23 protein-coding genes are annotated in these 25,640 nt (G+C 60.9%); 14 read left to right on the plus strand and 9 right to left on the minus strand.

Annotation, left to right across the window (positions count from 1 at the left end):
• The first annotated feature begins 18 nt into the window (after positions 1-18).
• The 3 genes from B5D62_RS00785 to B5D62_RS00795 are packed head-to-tail and all read left to right on the plus strand — an operon-like array spanning position 19 to position 2,511.
• Positions 19-891 carry an SDR family oxidoreductase gene (locus B5D62_RS00785; protein WP_085931936.1) on the plus strand — a complete coding sequence of 291 codons (873 nt, stop codon included), beginning with the start codon at positions 19-21 and terminating at the stop codon, positions 889-891.
• The gene (locus B5D62_RS00790; RefSeq protein ID WP_218190893.1) at positions 824-2,023 is read left to right on the plus strand and encodes a zinc-dependent alcohol dehydrogenase; all 1,200 of its coding nucleotides are present in this window, start codon (positions 824-826) and stop codon (positions 2,021-2,023) included. Before B5D62_RS00785 ends, B5D62_RS00790 begins: the two co-directional genes overlap by 68 nt.
• A gap of 29 nt (positions 2,024-2,052) precedes the next feature.
• Positions 2,053-2,511 carry a PaaI family thioesterase gene (locus B5D62_RS00795; RefSeq protein WP_085931938.1) on the plus strand — a complete coding sequence of 153 codons (459 nt, stop codon included), beginning with the start codon at positions 2,053-2,055 and terminating at the stop codon, positions 2,509-2,511.
• Between the two features lie 61 nt (positions 2,512-2,572).
• On the opposite strand, the gene B5D62_RS00800 is transcribed toward B5D62_RS00795, so the two are convergent.
• The gene (locus tag B5D62_RS00800; protein WP_085931939.1) at positions 2,573-3,028 is read right to left on the minus strand and encodes a MaoC family dehydratase; all 456 of its coding nucleotides are present in this window, start codon (positions 3,026-3,028) and stop codon (positions 2,573-2,575) included.
• A gap of 370 nt (positions 3,029-3,398) precedes the next feature.
• Here B5D62_RS00800 and B5D62_RS00805 point away from each other — a divergent pair, with 370 nt between their 5' ends.
• From B5D62_RS00805 to B5D62_RS00820, 4 genes are all read left to right on the plus strand, one after another.
• Positions 3,399-4,640: a phenylacetate--CoA ligase family protein gene (locus B5D62_RS00805; protein WP_085931940.1), complete on the plus strand. Its 1,242-nt coding sequence runs from the start codon at positions 3,399-3,401 to the stop codon at positions 4,638-4,640.
• Between the two features lie 140 nt (positions 4,641-4,780).
• Positions 4,781-5,545, plus strand: coding sequence for an SDR family NAD(P)-dependent oxidoreductase (locus B5D62_RS00810; protein WP_170920723.1), 765 nt, complete (start codon positions 4,781-4,783; stop codon positions 5,543-5,545).
• An 88-nt stretch (positions 5,546-5,633) separates the two neighbouring features.
• On the plus strand, positions 5,634-6,869 hold the full coding sequence (locus tag B5D62_RS00815; RefSeq protein WP_170920724.1) for an acyl-CoA dehydrogenase family protein: 1,236 nt from the start codon (positions 5,634-5,636) through the stop codon (positions 6,867-6,869).
• Between the two features lie 38 nt (positions 6,870-6,907).
• Positions 6,908-7,738, plus strand: coding sequence for an SDR family NAD(P)-dependent oxidoreductase (locus B5D62_RS00820; RefSeq protein ID WP_231714681.1), 831 nt, complete (start codon positions 6,908-6,910; stop codon positions 7,736-7,738).
• 389 nt (positions 7,739-8,127) lie between these two features.
• On the opposite strand, the gene B5D62_RS00825 is transcribed toward B5D62_RS00820, so the two are convergent.
• Both B5D62_RS00825 and B5D62_RS00830 read right to left on the minus strand, forming a co-directional pair.
• The gene (locus B5D62_RS00825; protein WP_085931943.1) at positions 8,128-8,787 is read right to left on the minus strand and encodes a 2OG-Fe(II) oxygenase family protein; all 660 of its coding nucleotides are present in this window, start codon (positions 8,785-8,787) and stop codon (positions 8,128-8,130) included.
• A 59-nt stretch (positions 8,788-8,846) separates the two neighbouring features.
• Entirely contained in the window at positions 8,847-10,070 is a 1,224-nt protein-coding gene (locus B5D62_RS00830) for an ABC transporter substrate-binding protein (protein WP_085931944.1), read from the minus strand.
• A 172-nt stretch (positions 10,071-10,242) separates the two neighbouring features.
• On the opposite strand from B5D62_RS00830, the gene B5D62_RS00835 reads away from it, so the two are divergent.
• Positions 10,243-10,731, plus strand: a complete 489-nt coding sequence (locus tag B5D62_RS00835; protein ID WP_085931945.1) for a MarR family winged helix-turn-helix transcriptional regulator — start codon at positions 10,243-10,245, stop codon at positions 10,729-10,731.
• A 559-nt stretch (positions 10,732-11,290) separates the two neighbouring features.
• Here the strand turns inward: B5D62_RS00835 and B5D62_RS00840 are convergent.
• The 6 genes from B5D62_RS00840 to B5D62_RS00865 all read right to left on the minus strand — a co-directional run bounded on the left by B5D62_RS00840 (position 11,291) and on the right by B5D62_RS00865 (position 18,700).
• Positions 11,291-12,406, minus strand: a complete 1,116-nt coding sequence (locus B5D62_RS00840) for an LLM class flavin-dependent oxidoreductase (RefSeq protein ID WP_218190895.1) — start codon at positions 12,404-12,406, stop codon at positions 11,291-11,293.
• Positions 12,407-12,599: 193 nt separating this feature from the next.
• On the minus strand, positions 12,600-14,294 hold the full coding sequence (locus B5D62_RS00845) for an N-acyl-D-amino-acid deacylase family protein (RefSeq protein WP_085931947.1): 1,695 nt from the start codon (positions 14,292-14,294) through the stop codon (positions 12,600-12,602).
• 35 nt (positions 14,295-14,329) lie between these two features.
• Positions 14,330-14,779, minus strand: a complete 450-nt coding sequence (locus B5D62_RS00850; RefSeq protein WP_170920725.1) for a Zn-ribbon domain-containing OB-fold protein — start codon at positions 14,777-14,779, stop codon at positions 14,330-14,332.
• An 11-nt stretch (positions 14,780-14,790) separates the two neighbouring features.
• Positions 14,791-15,939 (minus strand): thiolase family protein, encoded by a 1,149-nt coding sequence (locus B5D62_RS00855; RefSeq protein ID WP_085931949.1) that lies wholly within the window; start codon positions 15,937-15,939, stop codon positions 14,791-14,793.
• On the minus strand, positions 15,936-17,480 hold the full coding sequence (locus tag B5D62_RS00860; protein ID WP_085931950.1) for a class I adenylate-forming enzyme family protein: 1,545 nt from the start codon (positions 17,478-17,480) through the stop codon (positions 15,936-15,938). The genes B5D62_RS00855 and B5D62_RS00860 overlap by 4 nt, the downstream gene beginning before the upstream one ends.
• Positions 17,481-17,482: 2 nt before the next feature.
• Entirely contained in the window at positions 17,483-18,700 is a 1,218-nt protein-coding gene (locus B5D62_RS00865) for a cytochrome P450 (protein ID WP_085931951.1), read from the minus strand.
• Positions 18,701-19,079: 379 nt separating this feature from the next.
• Between B5D62_RS00865 and B5D62_RS00870 the strand changes: the two genes are divergently transcribed.
• From B5D62_RS00870 to B5D62_RS00895, 6 genes are all read left to right on the plus strand, one after another.
• On the plus strand, positions 19,080-20,090 hold the full coding sequence (locus B5D62_RS00870; RefSeq protein ID WP_170920726.1) for an NAD(P)H-dependent flavin oxidoreductase: 1,011 nt from the start codon (positions 19,080-19,082) through the stop codon (positions 20,088-20,090).
• A 36-nt stretch (positions 20,091-20,126) separates the two neighbouring features.
• The gene (locus B5D62_RS00875; protein ID WP_170920727.1) at positions 20,127-21,170 is read left to right on the plus strand and encodes a TIGR03617 family F420-dependent LLM class oxidoreductase; all 1,044 of its coding nucleotides are present in this window, start codon (positions 20,127-20,129) and stop codon (positions 21,168-21,170) included.
• A gap of 24 nt (positions 21,171-21,194) precedes the next feature.
• Complete coding sequence (locus B5D62_RS00880) at positions 21,195-22,220, plus strand: LLM class flavin-dependent oxidoreductase (RefSeq protein ID WP_085931954.1); 1,026 nt, start codon at positions 21,195-21,197, stop codon at positions 22,218-22,220.
• Positions 22,221-22,331: 111 nt separating this feature from the next.
• Entirely contained in the window at positions 22,332-23,951 is a 1,620-nt protein-coding gene (locus B5D62_RS00885; protein ID WP_218190897.1) for an AMP-binding protein, read from the plus strand.
• Between the two features lie 64 nt (positions 23,952-24,015).
• Entirely contained in the window at positions 24,016-24,810 is a 795-nt protein-coding gene (locus tag B5D62_RS00890; RefSeq protein ID WP_085931955.1) for an SDR family NAD(P)-dependent oxidoreductase, read from the plus strand.
• A gap of 58 nt (positions 24,811-24,868) precedes the next feature.
• On the plus strand, positions 24,869-25,633 hold the full coding sequence (locus B5D62_RS00895) for an enoyl-CoA hydratase-related protein (RefSeq protein ID WP_218190898.1): 765 nt from the start codon (positions 24,869-24,871) through the stop codon (positions 25,631-25,633).
• Positions 25,634-25,640: the final 7 nt, after the last annotated feature.

The raw sequence follows: 25,640 nt of genomic DNA on the forward strand, positions 1-25,640 counted from the left end.
GGCTAAACGTTTGCATTCATGACCGGCCCGACGTCTCCCGGCGATCGCCGGTTCGGCTTCACCGATGTCGAGCTCGTCGCGCACCCTACCGTATTCGCTTCGGACCTTTTCAGAGGCAAGGTGGTCCTTGTCTCAGGGGGCGGCAGCGGTATCGGCAAGGCAATCGCCGTTCTGTTTGCCCGGTTGGGTGCTCATCTCGTTCTCTGTGGCCGCAAGCCAGAGAAACTCGAAGCCGCGGTCGCCTTGCTGCGTGGCCTTGGCAGCGACGTCGATGCCATGGCGATGAACATTCGCGAACCGGACGAGGTCGAATCCCTCATGGAGCGCGTATGGTCGAGACACGGTCGCCTTGATGTGCTCGTCAACAACGCTGGCGGGCAGTTTGCGCAGCCAGCGATCGATTTCACCGTCAAGGGTTGGAAAGCCGTCATCGACACCAACCTGAACGGCACATGGTACATGATGCAGGCCGCCGCCCGGCGCTGGCGAGATCGCGACCAAGCAGGCAACATCGTGAATATCACGGCCACGATCGAGCGCGGATTGCCGCACATGGCGCATTCGACGGCGGCGCGCGCCGGAGTGATCTACCTGTCGAAGACGGTGGCAGTGGAATGGGCGCCCCTTGGCATCCGGGTAAACTGCCTCGGCGTCGGTGCGGTGGAGAGCAGCGGCTTCGCGCAGTATTCCGAGGAGGGCCGCAAGACCTTCTACGAGAGCAACCCCATGCGCCGCCCAGGGGACGTCTGGGACGTCGTCGAAGGCTGTGTCTACCTGGCCGGTCCCTCGGGCAAGTTCATCACTGGCGAAGTCCTGACCATCGATGGCGGGCAGCAGATGTGGGGCGACTTCTGGTCCGCCGGCCGTCCGGACTACTTCAAACTCGGCTAGAGGCGACGCGATGCTGCCCAAGAAAACGATGGCCATGGTTCAGACGGGTCCGCGCCAACTGGAGCGTCGTGATCTCCCGATCCCGCCGATAAGCGCCGACAGCGCGATTCTCAGAATCGAGGCTTGCGGCATCTGCGGCAGCGACCACGAGCAATACGAAGGCGCGCTGAACACGCCCTATCCGGTCGTCCCCGGCCATGAGCCGCTGGGCATCATTGCGGCCATCGGCGATGTCGCGGCGAAGCGCTGGCGCGTCGACGTCGGCGACCGTGTCTGCGTCGAGACGATGCTGTCCTGCCACTGTTGCAACACGTGTCTCGGCGGGCACTACCATCTGTGCGACCGGCGGCAGATCTATTCCTACATCCCGCTCACCGTGGCGCCGGGAATCTGGGGTGCATACTCGCAGTACATGTATCTCGCGCCCAACGCGATCGTTCATCGGATCGACAAGTCCTTGCCGCCTGAGATCGCTGTCATGTTCAATCCACTCGGCGCCGGTTTTCGCTGGGCGGTCGAGCTTCCCGGGACAAGCGCCGGCGATACCGTCATGATTCTCGGGCCGGGGCAGCGTGGACTGGCCAGCGTCGTTGCCGCACGCCATGCTGGAGCGGGCACCATCATCGTTACTGGACTGGCCTCGGACGCCAAGAAGCTGGCCGTCGCGCGTGAACTCGGCGCGGACTACACGATCGACGTAGACAACGAGGACCCCAGGGAGCGTGTCCGAGAGATCACGGCCGGAAGAGGCGTGGATGTCGTTGTCGATGTCACGTCGTACGCCACCCAACCTGTGCGAGGAGCGCTCGACTACGTGCGTCGCGGCGGGACAATCGTCCTTGCCGGAGTGAAGGGATTCACCATGCAGGACGGAAAGAGGCGTCAAAAGACGGTGCCGGACTTCGTCTCCGACATGGTTGTGTGGAAGGAAATCACCATTAAGGGTGCCATCGGCGTTCTCAGCTCAGGCTACCGCAAGGCGATCGATCTAATTGAAAGCCGCAAGATTCCGCTCGCACTGATGCACACGCACGATTTCGCGCTGGAGGAGGCTGATCTGGCGATCCGAACGCTTGCCGGCCAGGTTGACGGCGAACGGTCGATCCACTCCTGCCTTATCCCGCCCTCGTAGAGGCAACAGTTTCGGAAAAAAGCAACGTCATGAACCTACCGCCGCGGCTCCCGCCCTTCGATGAGGAGGTGGCTCGCCGCTTCCTCGAACCGACCGTACCGTCATCCGGCCTCCCGCAGTTCCTCGGTCTACGCACCACGCTCGTCGAGCCCGGGCGACTGCGCGTGGAAATGGCGGCGGACCCGAAGCTGCTGACGCGTTTCGGCAATCTGCATGGCGGCGTACTCGCCGCATTGTGCGATCATACGCTTGGACTCGTATGCTATCCGCACATGCAACCGGGCCAATGGGCGGCCACCACAGAATTCAAACTAAATCTCCTCGCGCCGGTCTCGGCAGGTACCGTGATTGCGGAGGCTCGTATTGTCGCCATGACCCGTTCGACGGCAGTAGTGCGGATCGACGTTGAGAACGACGGGCGACCCTGTGGTGCTGCTCAAGGCACGGTTCTGATCATGCAACCAAAGCAACCAAAGTCCCGTGACTAGACTTGGTTCTCGCCCTTTGCCAAACCACCGGCGACGGTATTCGCTGACAAAGGTGATGGGTTCAGCTGCGCCCTGCCATCATCCGGGTAACATTGTAGGTTATGACCACCTCGTTGCGCTGATTGACAATGCTGTTGATCGTCGTGACGATTCCCCGATTCCCTTTGCTGGTTGGCCGGACCGCCGTCACTTCCACTTCGCCGTGAATAGTATCGCCGACATTGGTAGGAGCATGCACCTTTATGGTCGATTCCAGCATGGCGAGCCCCGTATGCTGCATCGTGGCCTGAACCAAAAGGCCTTCAACGAAGCAGTAGCAAAGAGCACCCGGCACCGGACGGCCTCGCATGGCACCATGTTGCTCGCTGAACGTCACATCGGTGAAGATCATCTCGACCATACCTGTGGCATTGATGAAATTCACCAGATCAGCTTCGGTGATGGTGCGATTGATGGTGCGAAACTTCTGGCCGACCTTGAGGTCAGTCCAGAACAGCCCGAGGCCGACGTACTCCATGCGCTCTCCTCATGCCGCAGCGAGGGGTGCGGCAACCGCTGCCATCACGCTCCCGGAGGGCGGGCATACCACACCAATGTTCTAATGTTAATTAGAATATAGCTACGAAACTCGCTACAAATTTGATGTTCCTTGAGAGCCGTATATTTGTATTCTAATGAAGGTTCGATGCTAGTGGAACGCAAATCCAAAGGCTGGGGTGCAAGGAGTGACCGCAAAGTGAGCGAGAATTCCGGCGTGGCGGGGGGCCAGCTTTGATTGAACATGGCCAGTTCATGCATGCGTCGGACTCTCGTGAAGTATTGCGGGCGCCGCAGTTTTTCGCGGTCTTAGCGGATGTTCAGGGATGCTCAGAAAGGCGGCGCTAGATATGGAACGCACCGAGTATTTCGACACTCTTGAAACACGCTCGTCCGAAGAACGGGAGATTGCGTTGGCCGCCGCCCTCAAGGCGCAAGTCGCGCATGCCAAGGCCAATGCGCCATTCTTCGTCGAATGGCTGAAGGACGTCAATCCGGCCACGGTAACGAGCCGCGCTGCGCTTGCGCGCCTTCCAATTTTGCGGAAGGCAGACCTAAGTGAGGTGCAGAGGAAGAATCGGCCGATGGGAGGGCTGCTCAGCGTGCCCCTCGCAGAAGTCCAGCACATCTTCATGTCGCCAGGGCCCATTTTCGAGATCGATACCGCTGAGAAGGACTACTTGCGCGGCGCGCGGGCCATGTATGCGGCAGGGTTTCGTGCGGGCGATATCGTTCACAATACCTTTTCGTACCACCTCACGCCGGCCGGCCTCATGATGGAGGCCGCGGCGCGGTCATTGGGCTGCGCGGTCGTGCCGGGAGGCGTCGGCCAGACCGAGTTGCAGCTCGACGCCATAGAGGCCATCCGACCGGGGAGCTATGTTGGAACACCCTCGTTTCTGAAGATTCTCCTCGAGAAAGCTGATGACCTTGGCAAGGACATTTCGTCCATTCGAAAGGCCTTTGTCAGCGCCGAGGCGCTGCCACCTTCGCTCCGCCAAATGTTTCGCGACCGTGGCATATCGGCCTTTCAGAGCTATGGCACGGCAGATGTAGGCATCATCGCCTACGAGTCCCAAGCCCTGGAGGGAATGATCGTCGACGAAGGTGTTCTGGTCGAGATCGTGCGGCCGGGCACTGGCGATCCCGTTGCCGACGGCGAGGTAGGCGAAGTGGTCGTTACGACCTTCAGCAAGGCCTATCCTTTGGTGCGCTTCGGAACCGGTGACCTGTCCGCCGTACTGCCCGGCATCAGCCCTTGTGGCCGCACAAACATGCGCATCAAGGGTTGGATGGGGCGTGCCGACCAGCGCACAAAGGTCAAGGGCATGTTTGTTGACCCAGCGCAGATTGCGCTGATCGCCCGGCGTCATCCGGAGCTCGGCCGCGTGCGGTTGGTCGTCGACTGGGTCGATCAGCAAGACGTCATGATCTTGAAAGCCGAGCTCATCGGGGGCTCCGACGACGTGGCTAAGGCGGTGGAAGGCAACATCCAGAGTATCTGCAAGGTCCGAGGGCGCGTGGAGTTCGTGGCGCCCGGCAGCCTGCCTAACGACGGCAAGGTGATCGACGATGTGCGCAAATACACCTGATCAGTCGACGCCCAGGCGGACGAGTCGGTGTTCGCGTCGCGACGCCTTTGCATGAACGGAGGCGGGCGACAGGTCTAGCCACCGCGCCGTCGATGACCTCGGGGGAACGGCGCCGTGCACCAAGGTGAAGGAGAATGATGATGGCCCAGACTGATCTGACCGGCAGGGTAGCGGTTGTAACGGGCGCTGCTAGAGGCCTCGGCCGTGCCTATGCGCAGGGGCTTGCCAAGGCTGGGGCCACGGTCGTTGCGCTCGATCTCTCGGATTGCAGCGATACAGTTCGCGACATTGAGACTAACGGCGGTCGGGCATTCGGCCGGCGATGCGATGTTGGAGACATGACCAGTTGCCGCGACGCGGCGGACGACGCCCTCACCCGGCTTGGCCGGGTGGATGTGCTGGTCAACAACGCGGCATTGTTTGCGACGCTCAAGTCGGGTCGCTTTGATACCATCGCCGAGGGAGACTGGGAGTCATGCATGCGTGTCAATGTCACCGGCGTGTGGAATTGCTGCCGCGCGTTTGTGCCGCCCATGCGCGAACGGGGTGGCTCCGTGGTCAATATCTCCTCGTTGGCCGCGACGTACGGTCTGCCCAACGCCCTGCATTACACGACGTCTAAGGCGGCCGTGATTGGATTGACGCGAGGTCTGGCGCGCGAACTGGGCCGCTTCAACATACGTGTCAACGCAGTGGCCCCTGCGACCGTTGAGACAGACGGCATGAGCCAGTTCTTCGGTGAGAAGAAGGAAGACGCTGTGAAGGCTATTGTCTCCGGCCAGTCGATTCGCCGTGTCCTCACAACCGACGATCTGGTTGGCACAATCCTCTATCTTGCCTCCGATGCCAGCTCGATGGTGACAGGCCAAACGATTGCCGTCGATGGCGGGACGGTCTCCCTCTAATTCCACATCAGGTTAGGCTATGTCGGGTCTGGGAATGCGCGTGCTCCAAACCTGCACCAGGCAACCGACAACCGTTGAAAGGATCACATTGACCGCCCTTGCCTTTCCGATTCCTGACGACGTCACCGCAATAGCGGATGGCATCGAAGGTTTCCTTCGCAGAGAGGTGTTCCCGCGTCACCAGAACGATCATGCGCTGCTGTCCGATCCGCGTCGCACGTACAGCGAGGATGGCCGCTATGTCCCTGCCGTGGTCGAGCATATTCGAGGCGTGCGCATTGCGGCCGCAAAGGCTGGTTACTATTCGATGTCAGTGCCTGTGGAACTGGGTGGGGCAGGCATGGGCATGCTTGCCTACTTCGTTGTTTGGGAGCGTATCTATCGTCTTTGTGGCAGCCACAATTGGCTGGGTGCTTATGCGGTCAGCCACTGGGCCTTCGGTCCAAGCCAGGTCCTATTGAAAGTGACGGATCGTGCACGCTCCGAGATTCTAGCGGGCATGATGGAGGGCCGGACATCGATGTGCTTCGGCATGTCTGAGCCTGGCGCCGGCTCGGATGCGACCATGATCCGTACGAAAGCGAGACAAACCGACTCTGGCTGGCGACTCAACGGCCGCAAGATCTGGACGACGAACGCGCCGCAGGCAGACTATTGCATCGTCTTTGCCGTGACCGATCCGGACCGTGCGTCACGCCGGGCTGGTGGCATCAGCGCCTTTCTCGTGCCGACCGCGTCACCCGGCTTCAGGCTGGAGAGTGTCATCCGCATGCATGGGTCGGTGGGTGGCAACGAGGGCTCCATCGTGCTGGAGGACGTGCAGGTCGAGCCATGGCAGCTGGTCGGCGAACTGCATGAGGGCTTCCGCATCGGACTGTTGGGCGTCTCTATCGGCCGTATCTACAATTCAGCTCGCGCTGTGGGACTTGGCCGTTGGGCGATCGAGGCAGCGCTGCGTTATACTCAGCAGCGTGAGGCTTTCGGCAAGCCGATCGCGGAATACCAAGGCGTGACGTTTCCGTTGGCCGAAGCGGCGATGGAGCTGCATGCGGCGCATCTTATGGCGCTGAATGCGGCGACCTTGATCGACCGCGGCGAGCGGGCGGTGAAGGAGCTGTCGATGGCCAAGGCCTATGCGGTGGAAATCGGTGCCCGGGCGCTGGATCGCGCTATCCAGACTCATGGCGCCATGGGTTTCACCAACGAGCTCGGACTTGTTCATGCGTGGCAGGACGTTCGCTCGGTGAACGTGGCGGACGGCACAAATGAGGTCTTGCGGCGCACGATTGTGCAACGCCTCCTTGCGGGAGACACGGAATTGTAGGCGTCCCGGAAGCGTCTCAGGCTCCGTTCGTATGCGGAGTGCTGCTCTACGCTGTCGCCGAGCGAATGTTTGCTAAGAAGGAAGACACCATGCGAATGAAGGGCAAGGTCGGCATCGTTACAGCGGCGGCGTCGGGAATGGGGAGGGCAGGGGCAGTTCGTTTCGCGCGCGAGGGCGCTGCCGTCGCCGTTGTCGATCGGGACGAGGCAGGCGTTGCTGCCGCGGTCGCACAGATCGTGAACTCTGGAGGCCGAGCGAAGGGCATCGTCGCCGATTTAGGCGAAGCCGATGCGGCGCGCGAGATCGTCAAGGAAGCCGCCAACGCCTTTGGCGGCCTCGATTTCGTCTGGAACCATCTCGGCCATCCCGGTCCCGCTTCGGTTGAGGGCCTGGATCTGGCGGATTTCGACTTGGCGGTCCGCCTAAACTTGCGTTCTGTGCTGATCACCACCGAAGCAGCCATTCCAGAATTGCGAGCGCGAGGCGGCGGTACACTGCTCTTTACGGCCTCGACATCAGGCCTGCATGGCTCGCCATTTAGTCCTGTCTATTCTGCCATGAAGTTCGGGGTCGTTGGTCTCACGCGCTCGCTCGCCAAGCGCTTGGCCCGCGATGGGATTCGCGTCAACGCTCTGTGCCCGGGCCCCATAGATACGCCGATGTTACGCGTGTTCGTCGCCAGACCCGACCAACAAAGTACACGCGGCCAAGATCCAGAGGAACTCATCCGCAAGCACGCTGGCATGACGCCTTTAGGACGGCCGGGCAGCCCTGAGGAGATTGCCAACGCAGCACTGTTTCTCTTGTCCGACGAGGCTTCTTTCGTGACTGGCGCGGCTCTACCAGTCGATGGAGGATCAACGGCATGAACAAGCTGGATGCGATGGTTCACGAGCGAGTTGGCACGCCGGAAGCGGGATGTCGTGTTTGCTGAGCTGGTCTTCGCGAAACCTACGGCACGAACCGAGGTAGCTCAACAAGATCCATTCATTTCACGAATCTGCCGACGGGCGATCATCGTTAGGCATCAAGCGCGACAGCCTGCGCACTTCTCGCGTATCAATCCTCAAGGGCGCCGCAATCAGTGAAGCGCCAGCTCCTGGCAGGCGGTAAACCGCCTGGCTGCCGGGGCGTTGATACCACCCTCGATTTCGCGACAATCGACAATCTGCAAAAGGACTACAGCAAAGTAGACGCAAAATCGCGCATACTCCTTACGCTCTTACGCTCGGCTATACTTCAAGATAATCGGATGCGCTCACAGCGTGAGATTGAAGGCGACGGAGATACGCTCGGCGGTTCCGTGATAGGGGCGCACCTGGTGCATCAGCCAGGCGGGGAACATCACAAGCCGGCCGGGCTTGGGCCGCAGCGCCTGAATGGAGGTATTCGAAAGGTCGCTCGATCCAACATAGCCGAGATGCGGCGCTAACATCAGCGGCAAGGGCCCACGTGGATCCATGAACTCTAGCTCACCTCCAAGCGACGGATCGGCGTCAATGCCGCCGTCGTCGACGTAGTAGACTCCTGACCAGAACGCGCCTGGGTGCGAGTGAAATGCGTTGCCCTCGTCCTTGCGGTTGATATTCGCCCACATGTTCGCTCGCCACGTTACGGCAAAATGCCCAGGGTGCGGTCCGCTGCCCGGATTTCCCTCGCGATCTGTCGTCATGCGGTTCGCGACGTTTCGGCCGAATGCCAGCAGCTTGAGGGCGGCCGTACTACCCCAGGTTTCCATGTCGTCGCTCGACTGCCAGCCGCCCAGGTTGGAACGCACGCGGCCGGCGGGATGGGTTCTCTCGCGCTGCTCGATCACCCGGCGCAACTGAGCGTTGAGCGATACTGCGTCCGGCACATCGAATAGGGCGATCACCGTCGCGAACAGCGAAAGGGCATTAAGCTCCGTTGCGGCCTTCATGTCCGTCCCCACAGTTCTAACGAGACTTGAATGGCGAGCGCAGCTGCAGCCAGTGCGCGCTAGGAGCTTTCGTTTGACATCACCTCGCCGAAGAGCTCCCAGGTTTCGCCTTCGAAGCGCTGCAGGCGTTCCGATTGAATGGGATAGTAATCTGTTGGACTGGTGTTGACAGTAATGCCGGGCAGCAACAGCGGGACGGTGAGCTTTTTGAGGTTGGCCGCCTGCTTCATCAGGTTGGCGCGTGTGAGTTCATTGCCGCACTGCTCCAGTGTCTTGTGCAAGGTGTAGGAAACGGCATACGCATAAACGTTGAAACCGTCGGCCAAACTGGCACTGGGATTGTATTTGGCCATCCACACGCGCCAAGCTTTCATGTCGTCCGAATTGTCCCACTGCTTGTCGGTGGGATCCTTCAGATAGGCCGCTGTGACGATGCCTTGGCTGTTCTCGAATCCGGCTGGTTTCAGCACTGCCGCTACCGAGGAGGATACGTTGTTCAGGTAATGGGCCGGCTTCCAGCCGATGTCGGCTGCCTTGCGGATAGCCTGGGCCGCGAACTTCGGCGTCGTGATATTGAAGAATACGTTGGCGCCCGAGTCCTTAAGCTGGATGATCTGCGAATCGACCGTCGGGTCGGTCACTTCGTACGTGACGTGCTTGACGATCTTACCGACGTCCTTGCCCAGCCCGTCGCGCATGCCATCGTAATAGTCTTTGCCGTAGTCGTCGTTCTGCATCAGCACGGCGACCTTCGGATCCTTGACGGTGGCCAGGATATGCTTGGCATAGATCACGGCCTCGGTGTGGTAGTCGGGCTGCCAGCCCATAGTCCACGGGAACTCCTTCGGCTTGCCCCATTTGGAGGCGCCCGTAGCCACAAAGAGCTGTGGCACTTTCTTGGTGTTCAAGTACTTCTGGATCGCAGTGTTGCTCGGCGTTCCCAGCGTTTGGAACATTGCGAACACCTTTTCCTGCTCGACCAGTTGACGCACCACTTCGACGGCCTTGGGCGGGCTGTAGCCGTCGTCCATCGTGATGAACTTCACCTTGCGGCCGTTGACGCCGCCCTGGTCATTGACCATCTTCCAATAGGCGTCGATCGCCTTGCCAATCACGCCATAGGCGGAGGCCGGCCCACTGTAGGGGTTCGCGTTACCGATTTTGATCTCGATGTCGCTGACGCCATCGTCGTATTTGGCCTTCTGTGCGTACACTGTCATGCCAGCGAACATGGTCGCCGTGGCCGAAGCGCTCGCCAGAAAACTGCGTCTTGTGGCTCCCATAGTGGAATCTCCCAATCGAAAGCGAAGCGTCTGTTTTTTGAATGCTTATTCGATTTTCGACGACTGGCAAGACGGCTCGGTGCCTGTCAGTTGTTCGGAAGCGTAGACCAGCTCTGCAAAAAAGGCATAAGACATATATTATAAGGTATACTTATCAATATGGGAGACTGTCGTGGCGGATCCAGATTCAAGCATTGGGTTTCTCGTGGGGGATGTCGCGCGCCTGCTGCGGCGCAATTTCAATCGGCGGGCGCAGGCACTCGGTCTATCGCAAGCTCAATGGAGAGCGCTTGCCTATCTGTCACGCCAGCAAGGCGTGAGTCAGGCCTCCCTCGCAGACCGCTTGGAGATCCAGCCGATCACGCTCGTCCGCCTTCTCGATCGTCTTCAGGCAGCTGGTTTGGTGACCCGTAGGCCTGATCCGCATGACCGGCGCGCGTTCCGGCTCTATCTGACGGATAGGGCGCAGCCTCTGCTCGCACGCATGTGGTCAATTGCTACCCAAACTCGGGAACAGGCACTCGCAGGTATGCCGATCCAACGACAACGAATGCTCATAAAGTCGCTGCAGCATTTAAGGCAGAACCTTCTTCAAGCCGAGGACAGTGCGACGGCCAACAGCCAAAAGGACAGGCGAATCAGAAATGCAGCAAACGCGTGATCAAACAACTCCGGCGGCAAACCCGGTTTCCATGCGCGCCCGGGAGCAGGCGCGGATGGCGTCGCCGAGATCGTTTCAGTTTCTCATCTGGCGTACAAACGCCGCCGCTCGCTTCGATCCGTCCTCCTGCCGCTTGGTTCGGTCACTCTGTGGCCGCTAGAGACTAAAGGCGGATACACCTACCTTGCAGGCGACCGGTACCTGGGCAGAGACAATGCGTACGTGAAGGAGACAAGGTCATCGAGATACATCATATGCGCTGTCTTGTCTCCATCTTGCGGTAATGGCGGCACGAGCTTCATGGTCCGATGGTCGAAGCCGCCAGGGTTCGCACGCACGTCGGACACAGAGCGAACGCTTCGTGTCAGAACGACAACTACATCACGGGTGCGGCCCTGTCCGGGAGTTGGACAGCACGGTGGGGCTATCGCGCGCGACACCAACAGACGCCTCCCAACGAGCGGTGCAAGGCGCGTCAGGAGCGCAACCGCGTGGCCGAACCGGAATGTGCCCTGCCGAGAATCTTCTCTGCTCTCAGCGGTCTGGTTTAGCGCTTCGATCACTCAGCTGCGTGGGCATAGCGGTGATCCGGCAACATACCTGCGCGATCGATGGCTGCACCGGCGTCAAACTTCTTGAGCTCGGGCATCACTGTCTTGGCGAACAGCCGCATGTTGCGCACTGCTTCCTCATGGGCCATCCCCGCGTAGGAGAATACGCCAACATAAGCCGAGTTCTTGGTCCGTCGGTGAATGGCCATGATCTTCTCGTGGACTTGATCTGGAGTACCGTAGACCTGTAGCTCGGCGAAGAATTCTATTGCCTTTTCCTCACCGTAACTATGCAGCTTCTCGTTCATCTTGGCATAGTACTCGTATCCCTTGGTGTTCTTGATGTGCTCACCCGCGAACTGATAGTGGGCGAGCACGGTACGGTAGTAGCCACCGATATACTTCAACGCCATCTCACGCGCCCGCTCCGGGCTTTCATCGACGAAGGTCCAGCCAGCCGAAATCGGCTGCGGCGCATCGGTGCCATTGATCTCGCGATAGAGCCGATTGTACTCCGCAAGCTCCTTTTCGACCTCGCGCCAGGGCTTTTGCGGGATGATCAGCAGGCCGACGCCAAGCTTGGCCATGATCCGCGAGCTTTCCGGGCTTACCGCCGCGGCGTAGGTGCGGCCCCGGAAACTCTTGAATGGAGCTGGCCGGATTGCTGCCGGCGGCTGCCGATAGAACTTGTCATTATGTTCCATGAGTCCCGTCTCAAGACCGTTGAGCAACGCCTCGGCGTACGCGACAAAGCGCTCCCGGCTTTCACCCATATCCAGCCGAAACCCGTCAAACTCGACCTTACCCGCGCCCCGACCCAGACCAAGGATCATGCGACCTCCTGACAACTGGTCGAGCATGGAGACCTGCTCGGCAACGCGCATGGGATCGTGCCAAGGCAATACCACGACCATCGACCCCAGTCGCACGTCCTTGGTTCGCCCGGCCATATAGGACAGGAACTGCACGACATCGGGGCACATCGTGTAGTCGGTGAAATGATGCTCGACCGACCAGATCGACTCGAAGCCTAGCGGTTCGGCCATGTCGGCCAGCGCAAGCTCATTCAAATACACCTGCCGGTCCGTGAGCTGACGCCCGGTATTTTGGAAGATGGTGGCCATTCCGACATGCATCGTCTTTCTCCTCGCATAGAACTCAACCTTTGAGACAACCTCTTGCTGGAACCATCCGTCTGCGGACATGCAGCGCACCTACGTCGAACGAGATGGCTCAATCCCCGATGTGATGGTCATTCCCACCGTTTACGGTCGATCCGCACCTCAGGGTGCAGCCCTCTGGTGCCGCCTGCCGAAGCTAGGCGGCTGCGCGACCTCCGCGGAGCAGCATGCCTGGCAGTGGCCCCGCCGGATCGACAGCGTCGACGCCGCGGCTGCGAATCACGGTTCCGTTGACGACCACGCCTTCGATGCCGGATGCATCCGAGATCAGTCGGTCAGCTCCAGCGGGGAAGTCGTTTATGCGGCGCAGCTTGCTCGCACCGATCGTCGCGGGATCAAAGATCACCAGATCGGCCGGTGCACCAAGCGCCAGGCGACCGCGATCTACGAGACCGAACACCTCTGCGGGGCGCGATGTCAGCATGCGAACCCCTTCCTCGAGGCTAAATGCGCTCTTCTCCCGCACCCAATGCCCGAGAAAATAGGTCGGCAAGCACGCGTCACAGAGCTGGCTGGCATGCGCACCGGCATCAGACAGTCCCACCACGGTACACGTGCTCTTCAGCAACGGCTCTACTTCGCTCTCCTCGTGGTTGGCCACCGGCATGCGGAAGCGCGCTTCGAGTCCGGTACGCAGCGCCATGTCGAGCGCCAAATCCGTCGGCAGGACATCGCGTTCACGCGCGATGTCGAAAAGCAGGCGCTCCTCCAACTCCGGCTCTGGCGTGTACTGGCCGACCACCGTCTTGGCGAAGGTGGCGCGGAACGTAGGAGGACCGTTCGTCAGCATCCGCTCTGCGAAGGCCCGTCGGAACTCCGGATCGGCGTAAATGCGAGCCTTGCCGTCGGCATCTGCGGCTGAAATCGGCTTGAACAGGCTCAGTGGCTCGAACGGGAACGGTGCCTTGAACTGGTACTCGAAATTGAGCGGCCGGGGCGTGACCTGTGGCACGATCTTCAATCCCTCGGCTGCGATGGCCTCCGAGCGCGCGAGTTGTTGGCGGTGGTCGCCGACGCCGAACGAAAGGCCGGCGAGAAGGGCCGTCCATGTGATCGGCCGTCCGGTCGCTCGGGCAATCTCCACGAACTCGTCCAGGAACAATTCCTTGCCGATGGTCGCCTGCATGATCCCACGGCCGGCTTCGCCCAAAACACCGGCCAGGGCTTTGATTTCGGCCAAGTCGGCGACTCGGCTCGGCACAGGTCGCCCACCATAGCCGACATGGGTCGAGGCCTTTGATGTTGCGAACCCGATCGCTCCGGCATCGATCGCTCCTCGCACGATCGCCTTCATCTCGGCGATTTCCGCGGACGTGGCCGCGCGCTCGGTAGCTGCTTCGCCCATCACCCAAAGGCGCACCGGTGTATGACCGACGAGAACGCCGATGTTGATCGCGATGCCGCGCTGCTCGATCGCGTCGAGGAATTCCGGGAAGGTCTGGAACGGCCAATTTGCGCCAAGGCCGGCCCCAAGCGCATCGACACTCATGCCCTCGACCTTCTCGAGGGTCCGCACGATCAGGTCCCGGTGCGCCGGCCGGGTCGGCGCGACGCCGAAGCCGCAATTGCCGAGCACGGCCGTCGTCACGCCGTGCCACGGCGAGATGCTCAGCATACGGTCCCACATGACCTGGGCATCGTAGTGGGTGTGGATGTCGACGAAACCCGGCGAGACGACCAGCCCGCCGGCATCGACGGTGCTGTGGGCCTGCCCAGGGGCGGCGCCCAACGCGACAATGCGCCGATCCTTGATTGCCACGTCGCCGCGATAGCGCTCTCTGCCGGACCCGTCGACGATCTCGGCGCCGATAATCTTTAAATCATAATCCATAGCTTCCTCCTTAAGTAGCCGGCAGCCGCGGGAACTCACTGAACTGAGGAGACGCAAGGATCGCCATCATCCTGGGATCCTCTTTCGTTTGGCGTTGTGGGTATAAAATGCAGCCCGTCGGCACCAGAGCCGCCCGCGAACACGGCTCGCACAGGCATCAAGATCCACAACGCGTCTGTCGATGCCGCGCGAACTTCCGAAACGAGCCGAATTCCCGGTGCGTCTGGGAATTCAATCAGGCCGACGACGTACGGCAGCCTGTCGACGAACGTGGGCGCGAAAGCATGCCGTACAACCGTCCACGAATAGAGTGTGCCCCGGGGCTCGACGGCGCACCATTCGATATCGGCGGCGAAGCAATGTGGACAACGTGTCAGCGGATACCAATGGAAGCGACCACATGCCTCACACCTTGGAAAGCACAGCCGGCGTTCCGCGACGTTGCGCCAGAACGGGGCGAATTCGGGTATCTGTTCGTCCGTCATGGGGCGCTCCATCATCGTCCCAGCAGCAGCACGCCGAAGTCGGGCATCGACAATCCGGTCACGAGGCCGATTTCGGCATCGGGAACCTGAGCCCTGCCAGCCTCATGCCGGAGTTGTCGCACCGCCTCGGTTACATGCTCGATTCCAAGGCGATAGCTGTATGCGAGAAACCCGCCATGCGTGTTGACCGGTAGGGGACCGCCTGGCGCGATGCCGCCGTCCTGGATGAAGCAGCCGGCCTCGCCCTTGCGGCAGAGACCGGTGTCTTCGAGCTGCAACAGGCAGGAGATCGAGAAGCAGTCGTAGATCTCGGCGAAGTCGACATCCTTCGGGCCAAGGCGAGCGGATGCGAAAGCGCGCCGAGCGGCTTCGGCGGCGCCAGGCATAGCGGTGAGGCAGGAACCCTGCGTGAACACCGAGTCACCGGTGACGGGCGCCGAGGCAAACCCCGTCCCGAGCACTCTGACCGGCCGTTTCGAACAATCGCGTGCGCGATCCATGGCCGTCATTACGAAGGCGCCAGCTCCGTCGGTAATCAGGCAACAGTCCGCCGCCCGAAGCGGCTCCGCGATCATGCGTGAGGTGAGATACTGCTCGAACGTCAGGGAGTCGCGAAGCTGGCCGCGGCCGTTGAGCAGGGCGTGTTGCCGGTGCGACACGGCCAAGGCGCCGAGCTGGCGCTCGGTGAGACCGTACTCGTGCATGTAGCGCCGCGCCCAGAGGGCAAAATAGATCGGCTGCGCATTGAAGCCGTAAGGCTTCTCGAACGCTTGCTTTGCAGGGTAAAGGTCGTGAAATGCGTAAGGGCCTCCGGCGCGAGTTCCCCAGTCGACTCCGAAGTAGCCAACGACGACTTTTGCGAGGCCCGACGCGATTGCATGCTGCGCGAGCATGGGCGCACAGGCGATTCCTGCGCCGCCCAAGGAAGCGGAAGCTGCAAAACAGTTCGAAGCGCCAAGCTGACCGGCGAGGTAGTCGAAGGGCACCTGTGTCGGCATGATGACCGCGTCGGTGACCAACCCGTCGACCTCCTTCGGGCAGATGCCCGCGTCGGCGAGGGCGGCCATCACGGCATCCACCACCATCGCACGCAAAGTCCGGCCTGAGCGACGCACTGGTGGCGTTTCGCCAATCCCGACGATCGCGATCTCGCAGGTCATGCGTGCTCCTGCGCCAGCCAGCGCTCGACCTCGTGGCGCTGTATCTTGCCCGTTGTGCTGCGCGGCAGGGCATTGAAGGCGACGAAGCGGATGTCCTTCGGGCGCTTGTAGCCGGCGAGATGCCGGCGGCAGAGCTCGACAAGGTCGTCGGCGGTCAGGCCTTCATCCCGCCGTGCGACGAAAGCCACAGGCACCTCGCCCCACTTCTCGTCGCGACTGCGGACCACGACAGCGTCGGCGACGCGATGGTCGGCGAGCAGGACGCGCTCGATCTCGGCCGGGTAGATGTTCTCGCCGCCCGACTTGATCAAGTATTTGGCACGGTCGACGAAATCGAGCCTACCGTCCGGTCGCCGGACGAACATATCGCCCATGTGGAACCATCCACCGCGAAAGTCCTTCGCGTTCACTTCCGGGGCGTTCCAGTAGCCGCTGAAAAGCGTTGGGCCGCGAAACGCCAGCTCTCCAGGTGTTCCATCTGGCACGTCCCGGTCTTCCGCATCGACGAGTCGGAACTCGCATAGCGAGTTTTGGCTTTTCGACAGGTCGGTCGGCACTTCACCGATGGGGATGCGACCACCCGACATCGGCGGGATTCCGGTTTCGGTCGAGCCGAAAGTATTGGCGTAGGAGGCCTGCAGCAGCTGTGTGATCTCCGCGATCTGCGCCCGCGGAACGAGATCGGCCATGGCGCCAATCAATTTGATTCCTTTGGGCCTGATGGTTCGCGCACGAAGCTCACGAATAACTTGGTCGATCATGCCGGGCATCAGCACAAGCCACCATTGCCGCTCCGTCTCGACGCTGTCCAAGATCCGGGCAACGTCGAACCCGTCGACGACGACCACCTTCCCGCCGATGGTGAGCAGGCTGATCGATTGGTCCAATGACACCATATGAAACATTGGGGGCCATGCCACGAAGGCATCAGTGCGATCGAGGTCGAAGTCGAGGCAGTTCACGTGCAGCCTCGCGATCTCGGCCCGGTGGCTGATCAGGGCGCCCTTGGGCAGTCCGGTTGTTCCGCTGGTGTAGATGATGACCAGACCATCTTCTGGCTGTGCCGCGATGTCGGGTTCGTCAACGGGCTGTGCCGCCAGCCGTTTCTCGTAATCGGCCCCCAGTTCGATGATGGTATGACAGCCATGTTCAAGGGCGCTCAGCGCACCCACGAACCGCTCCGAGACCAGTGTCACCTTGGGTGTCGTCAAGCGAATGCAGTGAGCCAGCTCTTCTTCGGTAAGCCGCCAATTCAGAGCGCAGAGGATCAGCCCGAGCTTTGCCCCGGCGAAAGCCAATTCAAGGTATTCGCGACGGTTCTCGGAAAGGATTGCGACGCGATCGCCTCGTTGCAGCCCGAGGGCGGCCAGGGCATGCGCCAGGCAGTTTACGCGCGCATTGAACTCACCATAGGTGCACATGCGGCCTCGATCGACAACGGCTGGTGATTTCGGCCGCATGCGCGCTTGCGCCCGCAAGAGCTCGCCAACAGTAATTCGGGCGGCGAGGGCGGCATCTTGACCGAATGGAGCATGCGACATGCTCAGTCCGCCATGACATAGGAGATAACGAGCTGCCTCATGCTGCGCGTCACGAGTTCGTCGTGCCATTCCGGTTGAGGCGTCTCGAGCCGGATTTCCGGCAGCCTCGAAAGCAGCCGGTCGAACGCAATCCGAGCTTCGAGGCGTGCGAGCGGTGCTCCAAGGCAGAAGTGGATGCCCAAACCGAAAGCGACGTGGCGGTTGACAGGACGGTCAACCTTGAAAAGGTCGGGATCCGCGAAGACGGTCGAATCTCGAGCGGCGGAATTGAGCGCCACGAAAACACGCTGCCCTCGTCGGATATCCGCATCACCCAAACGCAGATCTTCAGTAGCAATCCGTGTCACCGTCTGGGCAGGCCCTTCGTACCGCAGCATTTCCTCCACAGCGCCCGGGATGAGGGACCGATTGCGCCGCAGCGCCTCAATCGAGGCCGGGTTTCGCAGGAGCCAATAGAGCCCGTTGGCCAACAGGCTGGCCGTTGTTTCGTGGCCAGCAAAGAGCAAGAGGATGAGCGTCGAAACCATTTCATCTTCGCTCAGCCCTTCGGGCCCGATCCCCGCTTCGAGAAGCCGCCCGGTCAAGTCGTCACGTGGATTGCGGCGGTGGTCATGGAGCGTCTCGCGAAAGAATGTGACCATGTCGTTTGCAGCCGCGCTTGCCCGGTCGTACTTGTCCGGCGTAGCGCGGGCCAAGGCGACGAAGTCCTTGAGGTTTTCGGACCACTTTCTGAGATCCTCGACCCGCTCCCTGGGAACACCGAACAGGTCCGAAATCACGCGCGCCGGCAGCGGAAAGGCGAACGCCTCGATGAAATCCACCCGATCGCGCCCCCTGAAGCCGTCCAGCAGTTCTTCAACGCGTTGCATTATCATCGGGTGGAGACGCGCGATTTCCTGCGGCAGGAAGTACTTGGCAATGGCCTTGCGCAGCTTCTCATGGCGCGGTGGATCATTGAACACCATCCAATCCGCCAGCACAGCGGTTAGCCGCTCGATCTTGCCTCGCGTGTCTGGTCCGATATGGCTCAGAAAGGGATCCAGCTTTGCAGCCGAGAAGCGGGGGTCTTTCAACACCAGAGAGGCATCGGCGTGGCGCGTGATCACCCATCCCTTAAGGGATGGGTTCCAGTGAAGAGGTTCTTCTGCGCGCAGCCGCCGATACACGTTGTGCGGATCAGAGATGAAGTCTGGATGCGTCAGATTGGGGGCTGTTTCCATGGGCCTTCACCGCATATGGGTCTAAATCTAATGTTCATTTGAAATGCTAGCCGAGTCAAATCAACAGCAGCCGGAGAGCCTAGCTTTTCTGTCAGCCGCCGGCGCCGCCGGTTCGTTCGGTATTCGGCAAATTTTCGAATGACAATTCGAATGATCTACCTATAGTGCAAGGTGTGTCAACGCAGACCAAGGGTTGGTTTGCGCACAAGACCAGCGACGACGCGGGTAAAGGAACGAGAGGCGACGCGATTAGAGCGAACGACCCGAGTGCCGGCACGAGTCGCTTTGCGGTAGCGATACCGGAGCGAATGAATGTCGATGAAGGCGATCGCCTAGTTCGCATCAGGGAAGGACCTTCATGACGCCGACGAGGGAAACGTTGGCCACACTGGCCCGGCACCGCCTACTGACACCGCTCTGCAAGCGACTCGGCTTGGAGCACCCGGTATTCCAGGCGGGCATGGGCTGGGTCGCGCGCGCAGAACTCGCCGCGGCGGTATCAGCCGCCGGTGGTCTCGGTGTGATTGGTGCCGGATCGAACATGACGGCAGACGAGCTACGTCGTGAGATCCGTGCTGTGCGGGCGCGCACGGACAGGCCATTCGGCGTCGACATCTTGTTCGCAACCGTGCGGGCCGCCGGGGCGGAGGTCGAACACTATACGGCCTCTGTCGCTGCGATGGTGGAGGTGGTCCTTGATGAGCGAGTTCCCGTGCTCATATCAGGGCTCGGCAGCCCCGCCGCCGTAGTGCCGGAGGCGCACGCGCGCGGTATTTTCGTGATGTCGGTGGTCGGAGCGGTGCAGCATGCGGAGCGGGCCGTTGCAGATGCCGTTGATGCAGTCATTGCCTCGGGCTGTGACGGCGGCGGCCATGTCGGCCAGATCGGAACTGCGGTGCTGGTGCCAGCGGTCGTCGACGCCGTGGAGGTGCCGGTCCTGGCTGGCGGCGGCCTTGCAGACGGCCGCGGGCTTGCTGCAGCATTGGCGTTCGGCGCACAAGGGATCTGGATGGGCACGCGCTTCATCGCCACCTATGAGGCGCGGGCGCATGAAAACTACAAGAAGAGGATCGTGGCAACCAGCACCGCTGGGACTGTCGTGACCCGGGCCCACAGCGGCAAGCCTTGCCGTCTGATTCGCAACCGTTTCACCGACTCCTGGGTTGGGCGCGAGCACGAGATCGAACCCTATCCCTTGCAGGCCGTGCACGTGGGTCACCCGGCTTCGGAGCGCGGCCGGCTGGAGGGTGATGTGGAGAACGGCGTTTTGCCCGCGGGCCAAAGCTGCGGTCTGGTCGGGTCGGTTGTGCCGGCTGCTGAGGTCGTCCAGCAAATCGTCCGAGAGGCGGAAGCCACGCTCGACCGACTGTGCCGGCGGGTCGCAACGTGAATGCCGACGAGCGGACCATGTGAGGGGTTGGGCGCGATGCAGGTGTTTACGATGCTGCCGGTGAACGACTGGAATCAGACCGGATCGGCAGCGCGAGCGGCGGAGACGGCTGGGTTCGACGCGCTCATGACGGTGGAGGCGAAGCATGACCCATTCTTGCCGCTCGCCGTCGCGGCGCTTGCGACCAAACGGATCGCACTTACCACGTCTGTCGCAGTCGCCTTTCCGCGCAGCCCGGCGGTGACAGCAATGCAGGCTTGGGACCTGCATGCCAACTCGACAGGCCGCTTCGTGCTCGGGCTGGGCAGCCAGGTGAAAGGCCACAACGAACGCCGCTTCGGCGTTCCTTGGACCCCGCCGGCACCGCGCCTGCGCGACTATGTTCGAGCCCTGCGCGCGATCTGGCGCTGTTGGCAGACTGGCGAAGAGCTGCGTCACGAGGGCGAGCACTATCGGCTCACGCTTATGACCCCGGACTTTTCGCCCGAGCCGACCGGCCTGCCGATGGTGCCGGTGACTATTGCAGCGGTTGGGCCGGCAATGTTGCGGGTGGCCGGTGAGGTCGCCGACGGTGTGCGGCTGCACCCGATCTGCTCGCGGCGCTATCTTGAGGAAGTGTGTATGCCGCGCCTGGTGGAGGGCATGCGCCGTAGCGGCCGCAAGCGCGAGAACTTCAACGTGCATGGCGGCGGTTTCATCGCGACCGGGCCGGACGCCGCGTCGGTGGCGAAAGCCATGGACTGGGTGCGCTTCCGCATCGCATTCTACGGTTCCACGCGTACCTATATGCCCATTCTGGAGCTGCATGGGCTCCAGGATCTCGGGATGAAGCTGCATGATCTCTCGGTCCAGGGCCGTTGGAGGGAAATGGCGGCACTTGTCTCGGACGACGTTGTGCGCATTTTTGCGGCCTGCGGCACTTACGACGAGATCGTGCCTGCCATCGAAACACGTTTCGGTGGAGCAGCGGACGCTATCGAGCTGAACTTTGCACCGGGAACGGAGCCTGGACCGATGCGCGAGCTCGTCGCCAACATCCACCGGATACCGCATGCTTTCCAGGGCTTTGCCACCACCTGAGTTCCAGTCCTCGGGGAGACGTCCATGCTACTGCCGCTCGATGCTCGCCTGAGGATTGGCGTCCAGACGATCCACCGTCGCACCGAACCTGCGACCGGCGCATGGCTACCACGCATCGACGAACTGGTCTCGCTGGTGCAACTCGTGGACCGTAGCGGCTTCGACTCGCTGTGGGTCGGCGATCACATCGCCTTCGCCATCCCCATCCTTGATCCGCTGCTACAACTTGCTCAGGCTGCCGTCGTCAGCCGGCGGCTGCTGTTCGGGACATCGGTCTATCTACTGCCACTGCGGCACGCGGGGCCGGTGGCCAAGCAGGTTGCGACCCTCGACCATCTGACCGAGGGGCGCCTCATCTTTGGCGTTGGTGTCGGCGGTGAGTTCCCAAGGGAATACGCTTTGGCCGGCGCGCCAACTCAGGAGCGCGGCGCGCGGCTCAGCGAAGGGATCGTGGTTCTGCGCAAGCTCTGGACTGGCGAGCCGGTCACGCATCAGGGAAGGTTCAGCGCCTTCAGCGAAGTTCAGATGCAGCCACCCCCGCGGCAATCGAGAGGCCCGCCGATCTGGTGCGGCGGACGATCGGAAGGAGCGCTGAAGCGCAGTGGGCGCTTGGCCGATGGCTGGATGTCGTACGTGGTAACACCGGAGATGTACCGAAGTAGCCTCGATGTGATTGCGATGGCTGCGACGGCTGCTGGGCGTAAGCTTGCCCGGTTCGGCACGGGCCATCTGTTGTTCACGCGGCTGGACGACACATACGAAAAGGCGCTCGACGCGGCGGCCCAGACACTAAGCGTCCGCTACGCCATGGATTTTCGCAAGGCGGCGCAACGCTATTGTGCCCTCGGCCCGGCGGCCAACGTTGCCGAGTGCATGCGTGCCTTCTATGCCGCCGGCGTGCGGCACATCGTGCTCGACTTGCTGGGACCGTATGAGCTGCGCCAGGCGCAGATCGAGCGCGTCGCCGCCGAGGTTCTGCCGCTGCTGACGGATTTGACAGGGACAGACAGCCCGGCCAGCCGGCCGTCCGATGAAGCCGAATTTTCCTAGCTCAGGTGATCCAAGGTTGGGGGCAAGCTCAGCGCCGAAGAAGAGATCCTGGAGACCAGCGGCCCCGACGCGCACAAGGCGATATAATGATAACGGAGGGATATGATGGCGATGGATCCGATCCTTTCAGAGCAGCGCAAGCAAGCGATGCGAGCCGCTGGTTTTTGGAGCGATCAGACGCTGCTTGACGCTTTTTCCAAGACGGTCAGGTATGATCCAGGGCGCATAGCGGTAGTTGGCTACGAAGGTGCGTCCAACCGACGTACGGTGCTGACATACAGCGAACTGGAGCAAACTGCAGATCGAATCGCAGCCAATTTGTTGCGGCTTGGTGTCAAGCCTGGCGAAGTGGTGTCGTACCAATTGCCGAATTGGTGGCAATTCGTGGTCCTTCACCTCGCGCTGCTGCGGATCGGCGCGGTCACAAATCCCGTCATGCCTATTTTCCGCGATCGCGAAATCAAATTCATGCTGACCTTGGCCGAGACGCGCGTGCTGATCGTTCCACGGCAATTTCGCGATTTCGATCACGCCGCAATGGCGGACCGCCTCAAGGTCAAGGTGCCCACACTCGAGCACATTGTTGTTATCGGTTCCGGCGACGATCGCGACTTCGAGGCAGCGCTGAATGCGCCGGGAAAGCGGATTGAGGCAGCGACCGCTGCCTCGGCCGATAATGTCGTGCAATTGCTTTATACGTCGGGCACAACCGGTGAGCCGAAGGGAGTCATGCACACAAGCAATACCTTGCTTAATAGCGTGCGATATTTTGAGGATCGCGTCCACCTCACAGCCAGCGACGTCGTGCTGATGGCCTCGCCGATGGCCCATCAGACCGGTTTTCTCGTTGGCCTGCTCTTGCCGTTGTATCTTGGAGGACGGGTCGTTCTTCAGGATATCTGGAATCCAGCCAAAGCCGCAGACATCATCGAGACAGAACGTGTAACGATGACCATGGCGTCTACACCGTTCCTGGCGGATTTGACCGCGGAGGCGGAGCGGCGGCCTGGCGCAATGCGTTCACTGCGTACTTTCGTATCGGCAGGCGCTCCAATTCCTCGTGTTTTGGTGCGTCAGGCCACACAGAGTCTTGGTGCGCACATCGTCTCGGGATGGGGCATGACGGAAAACGGGCTAGTGACGACCACCAAACTCGACGATCCACCGGAAAAGGTCTTTGAGACCGACGGTTGCCCAAGCCAGGGTATGGAAGTCAGGATCGTCAACGGCGAGGGAAAGGTCCTGGCTCATGATGAAGAGGGGCGTCTACAAGCGAGAGGCCCCGGCACCTTTGTAGGCTACCTCAAGCGGCCGCAACTCTATGCCGTCGATCAAGATGGCTGGTTCGAGACAGGCGACCTCGCCCGCAAAGACAAGGACGGTTACATTCGTATCACGGGGCGCACCAAGGACATCGTCATCCGCGGCGGCGAGAACGTTCCTGTGATCGAGATTGAACAGCTGATGTATCGCCATCCCGCCGTGCAGGAAGTTGCAATTGTTGGCGTGCCGGATGAGCGCTTGGGCGAGAGAGCCTGTGCCTGCGTGGTGCTGCGCGAGGGAGCTTCGCTCGCGTTGCCGGATCTGTCAGGCTACATGGCAGAGAACAATGTGGCGAAAAACTACTGGCCGGAACGCATTGAGGTGTTCGACGCCTTGCCTAAAACGCCCAGCGGCAAGGTGCAGAAATTCAAGCTTCGCGAGATCGTCAGCGCCGGGCGAGACTGTTGAGTTTGTAGTGGTGGTGGAGCAGGAGCGGCAACCGCAATTCAATTGAAAACTGGGAGCGGCGAATATGGATCTCAATCTAAAGGGCAAATCGGTCGTCGTCACTGGCGGCGGCTCCAACATCGGCCGGGCGATTGTGCTAGGGTTTGCAGCTGAGGGCGCAAACATCACGGTTGGCGATCTCGACGAGTTGCAGACTGAGAAAGTTGCCGACCTTGCGCGGCAGAACGGCGCTGCCAGCGTTCAGGTAATCAAGACCGACGTGACCGATTTTGATCAGGTGAAGGCCATGTTCAAGGCCGCGATCGACAAGCATGGCACGGTTGATGTGCTGGTCAACAACGTTGGCTGGGATCAGTTGATGTTCTTCACTCAGACGACGCCCGAGTTCTGGCAGAAGATCATCCAGATCAACTATGTTGGCGTGCTTAACTGCACTAGATGCGCACTCGATATCATGATTCCGAAGAGCACCGGTGCTATCGTGTCGATAAGTTCTGACGCAAGCCGATCAGGCGAGCCGCGCGAGGCAGTCTATGGTGGCGTTAAGGCCGCCGTCAATTCTTTCATGAAGACCATTGCCAAAGAAAACGGTCGCTATGGCATCCGCTGCAATGTCGTTTGTCCTGGCGTCACTGTTCCTGTGGCTACGGAAGAGGTCGGTACCAACAGCATGTGGACAAAACCAGATTCAATGTTCACGGCGGAGCAATTCGAGAAAGTTGCCAAGGCGCTGCCGCTGCGCAAGCTCGGTCGCCCGAATGATATCGCCAACGCCGTAGTGTTCCTGTCATCCGCCGCCGCAGGTCACGTCACCGGCCAGGTCCTGTCGGTGTCAGGCGGATACACCATGATCGGCTGAGTTCGGCTGCTAATTCGTCAAAACAAAATGGAGCTCCATCGTGTCCGAAAGAGAGATCATGTATGACGTCAAGGATTACGTCGCGACCATCACCATCAATCGGCCAAAGACCCTCAATGCCTTTACCGGCGATAACATCGTAGAGATGGAGCGGCTGATCCTCGAGGCAACCGCAGACAAGAAAGTTGGCGTCATTGTCCTCACCGGCTCCGGTGATCGCGCGTTCTGCGTCGGCGGCGACGTCAACTGGGAGAAGGATGCCGGTGGCAAGAGCGGGCTCGAAGGACTGAAATTCAACTTCAATCGCCACATCGTCGAGTGTCCCAAACCCGTGATCGCACGTGTCAACGGTTACGCGATTGGCGGCGGACACCACATCGCCTATTTTTGCGATTTCACCATCGCCGCAGAGCATGCGATTTTCGGCCAGAATGGTCCGCGTGTTGGCTCCCCGGCGGGGGGTTACATCGTCTCGCACAGCGCCAATGTGCTTGGTCACAAGCGCGCCCGCGAGCTCTGGATGCTGGCGCGACGCTACACCGCCAAACAAGCACTCGACTGGGGGCTAGCTAATTCCGTCGTTCCGATGGCCGAACTCGACGTCGAGGTGAGGAAATATTGCGACGAACTCCTGGCTTTGAGCCCCACTTGCCTGAAGATTCTCAAGCGCTCATTTTATTATCACATGGCTCCGATCATGGAGCGCGATATGGACGACCTCGTCCGCGAGGTAGCACCTGCCTATTTCACGACACAAGAACAGCAGGAAGGGGCCAATGCATTCCTCGAAAAACGCAAACCGGATTTCAGCGCGTTTCGCTAAAGCGATA

Source organism: Enhydrobacter aerosaccus (assembly GCF_900167455.1).
Classification (GTDB): Bacteria; Pseudomonadota; Alphaproteobacteria; order Reyranellales; family Reyranellaceae; genus Reyranella; species Reyranella aerosaccus.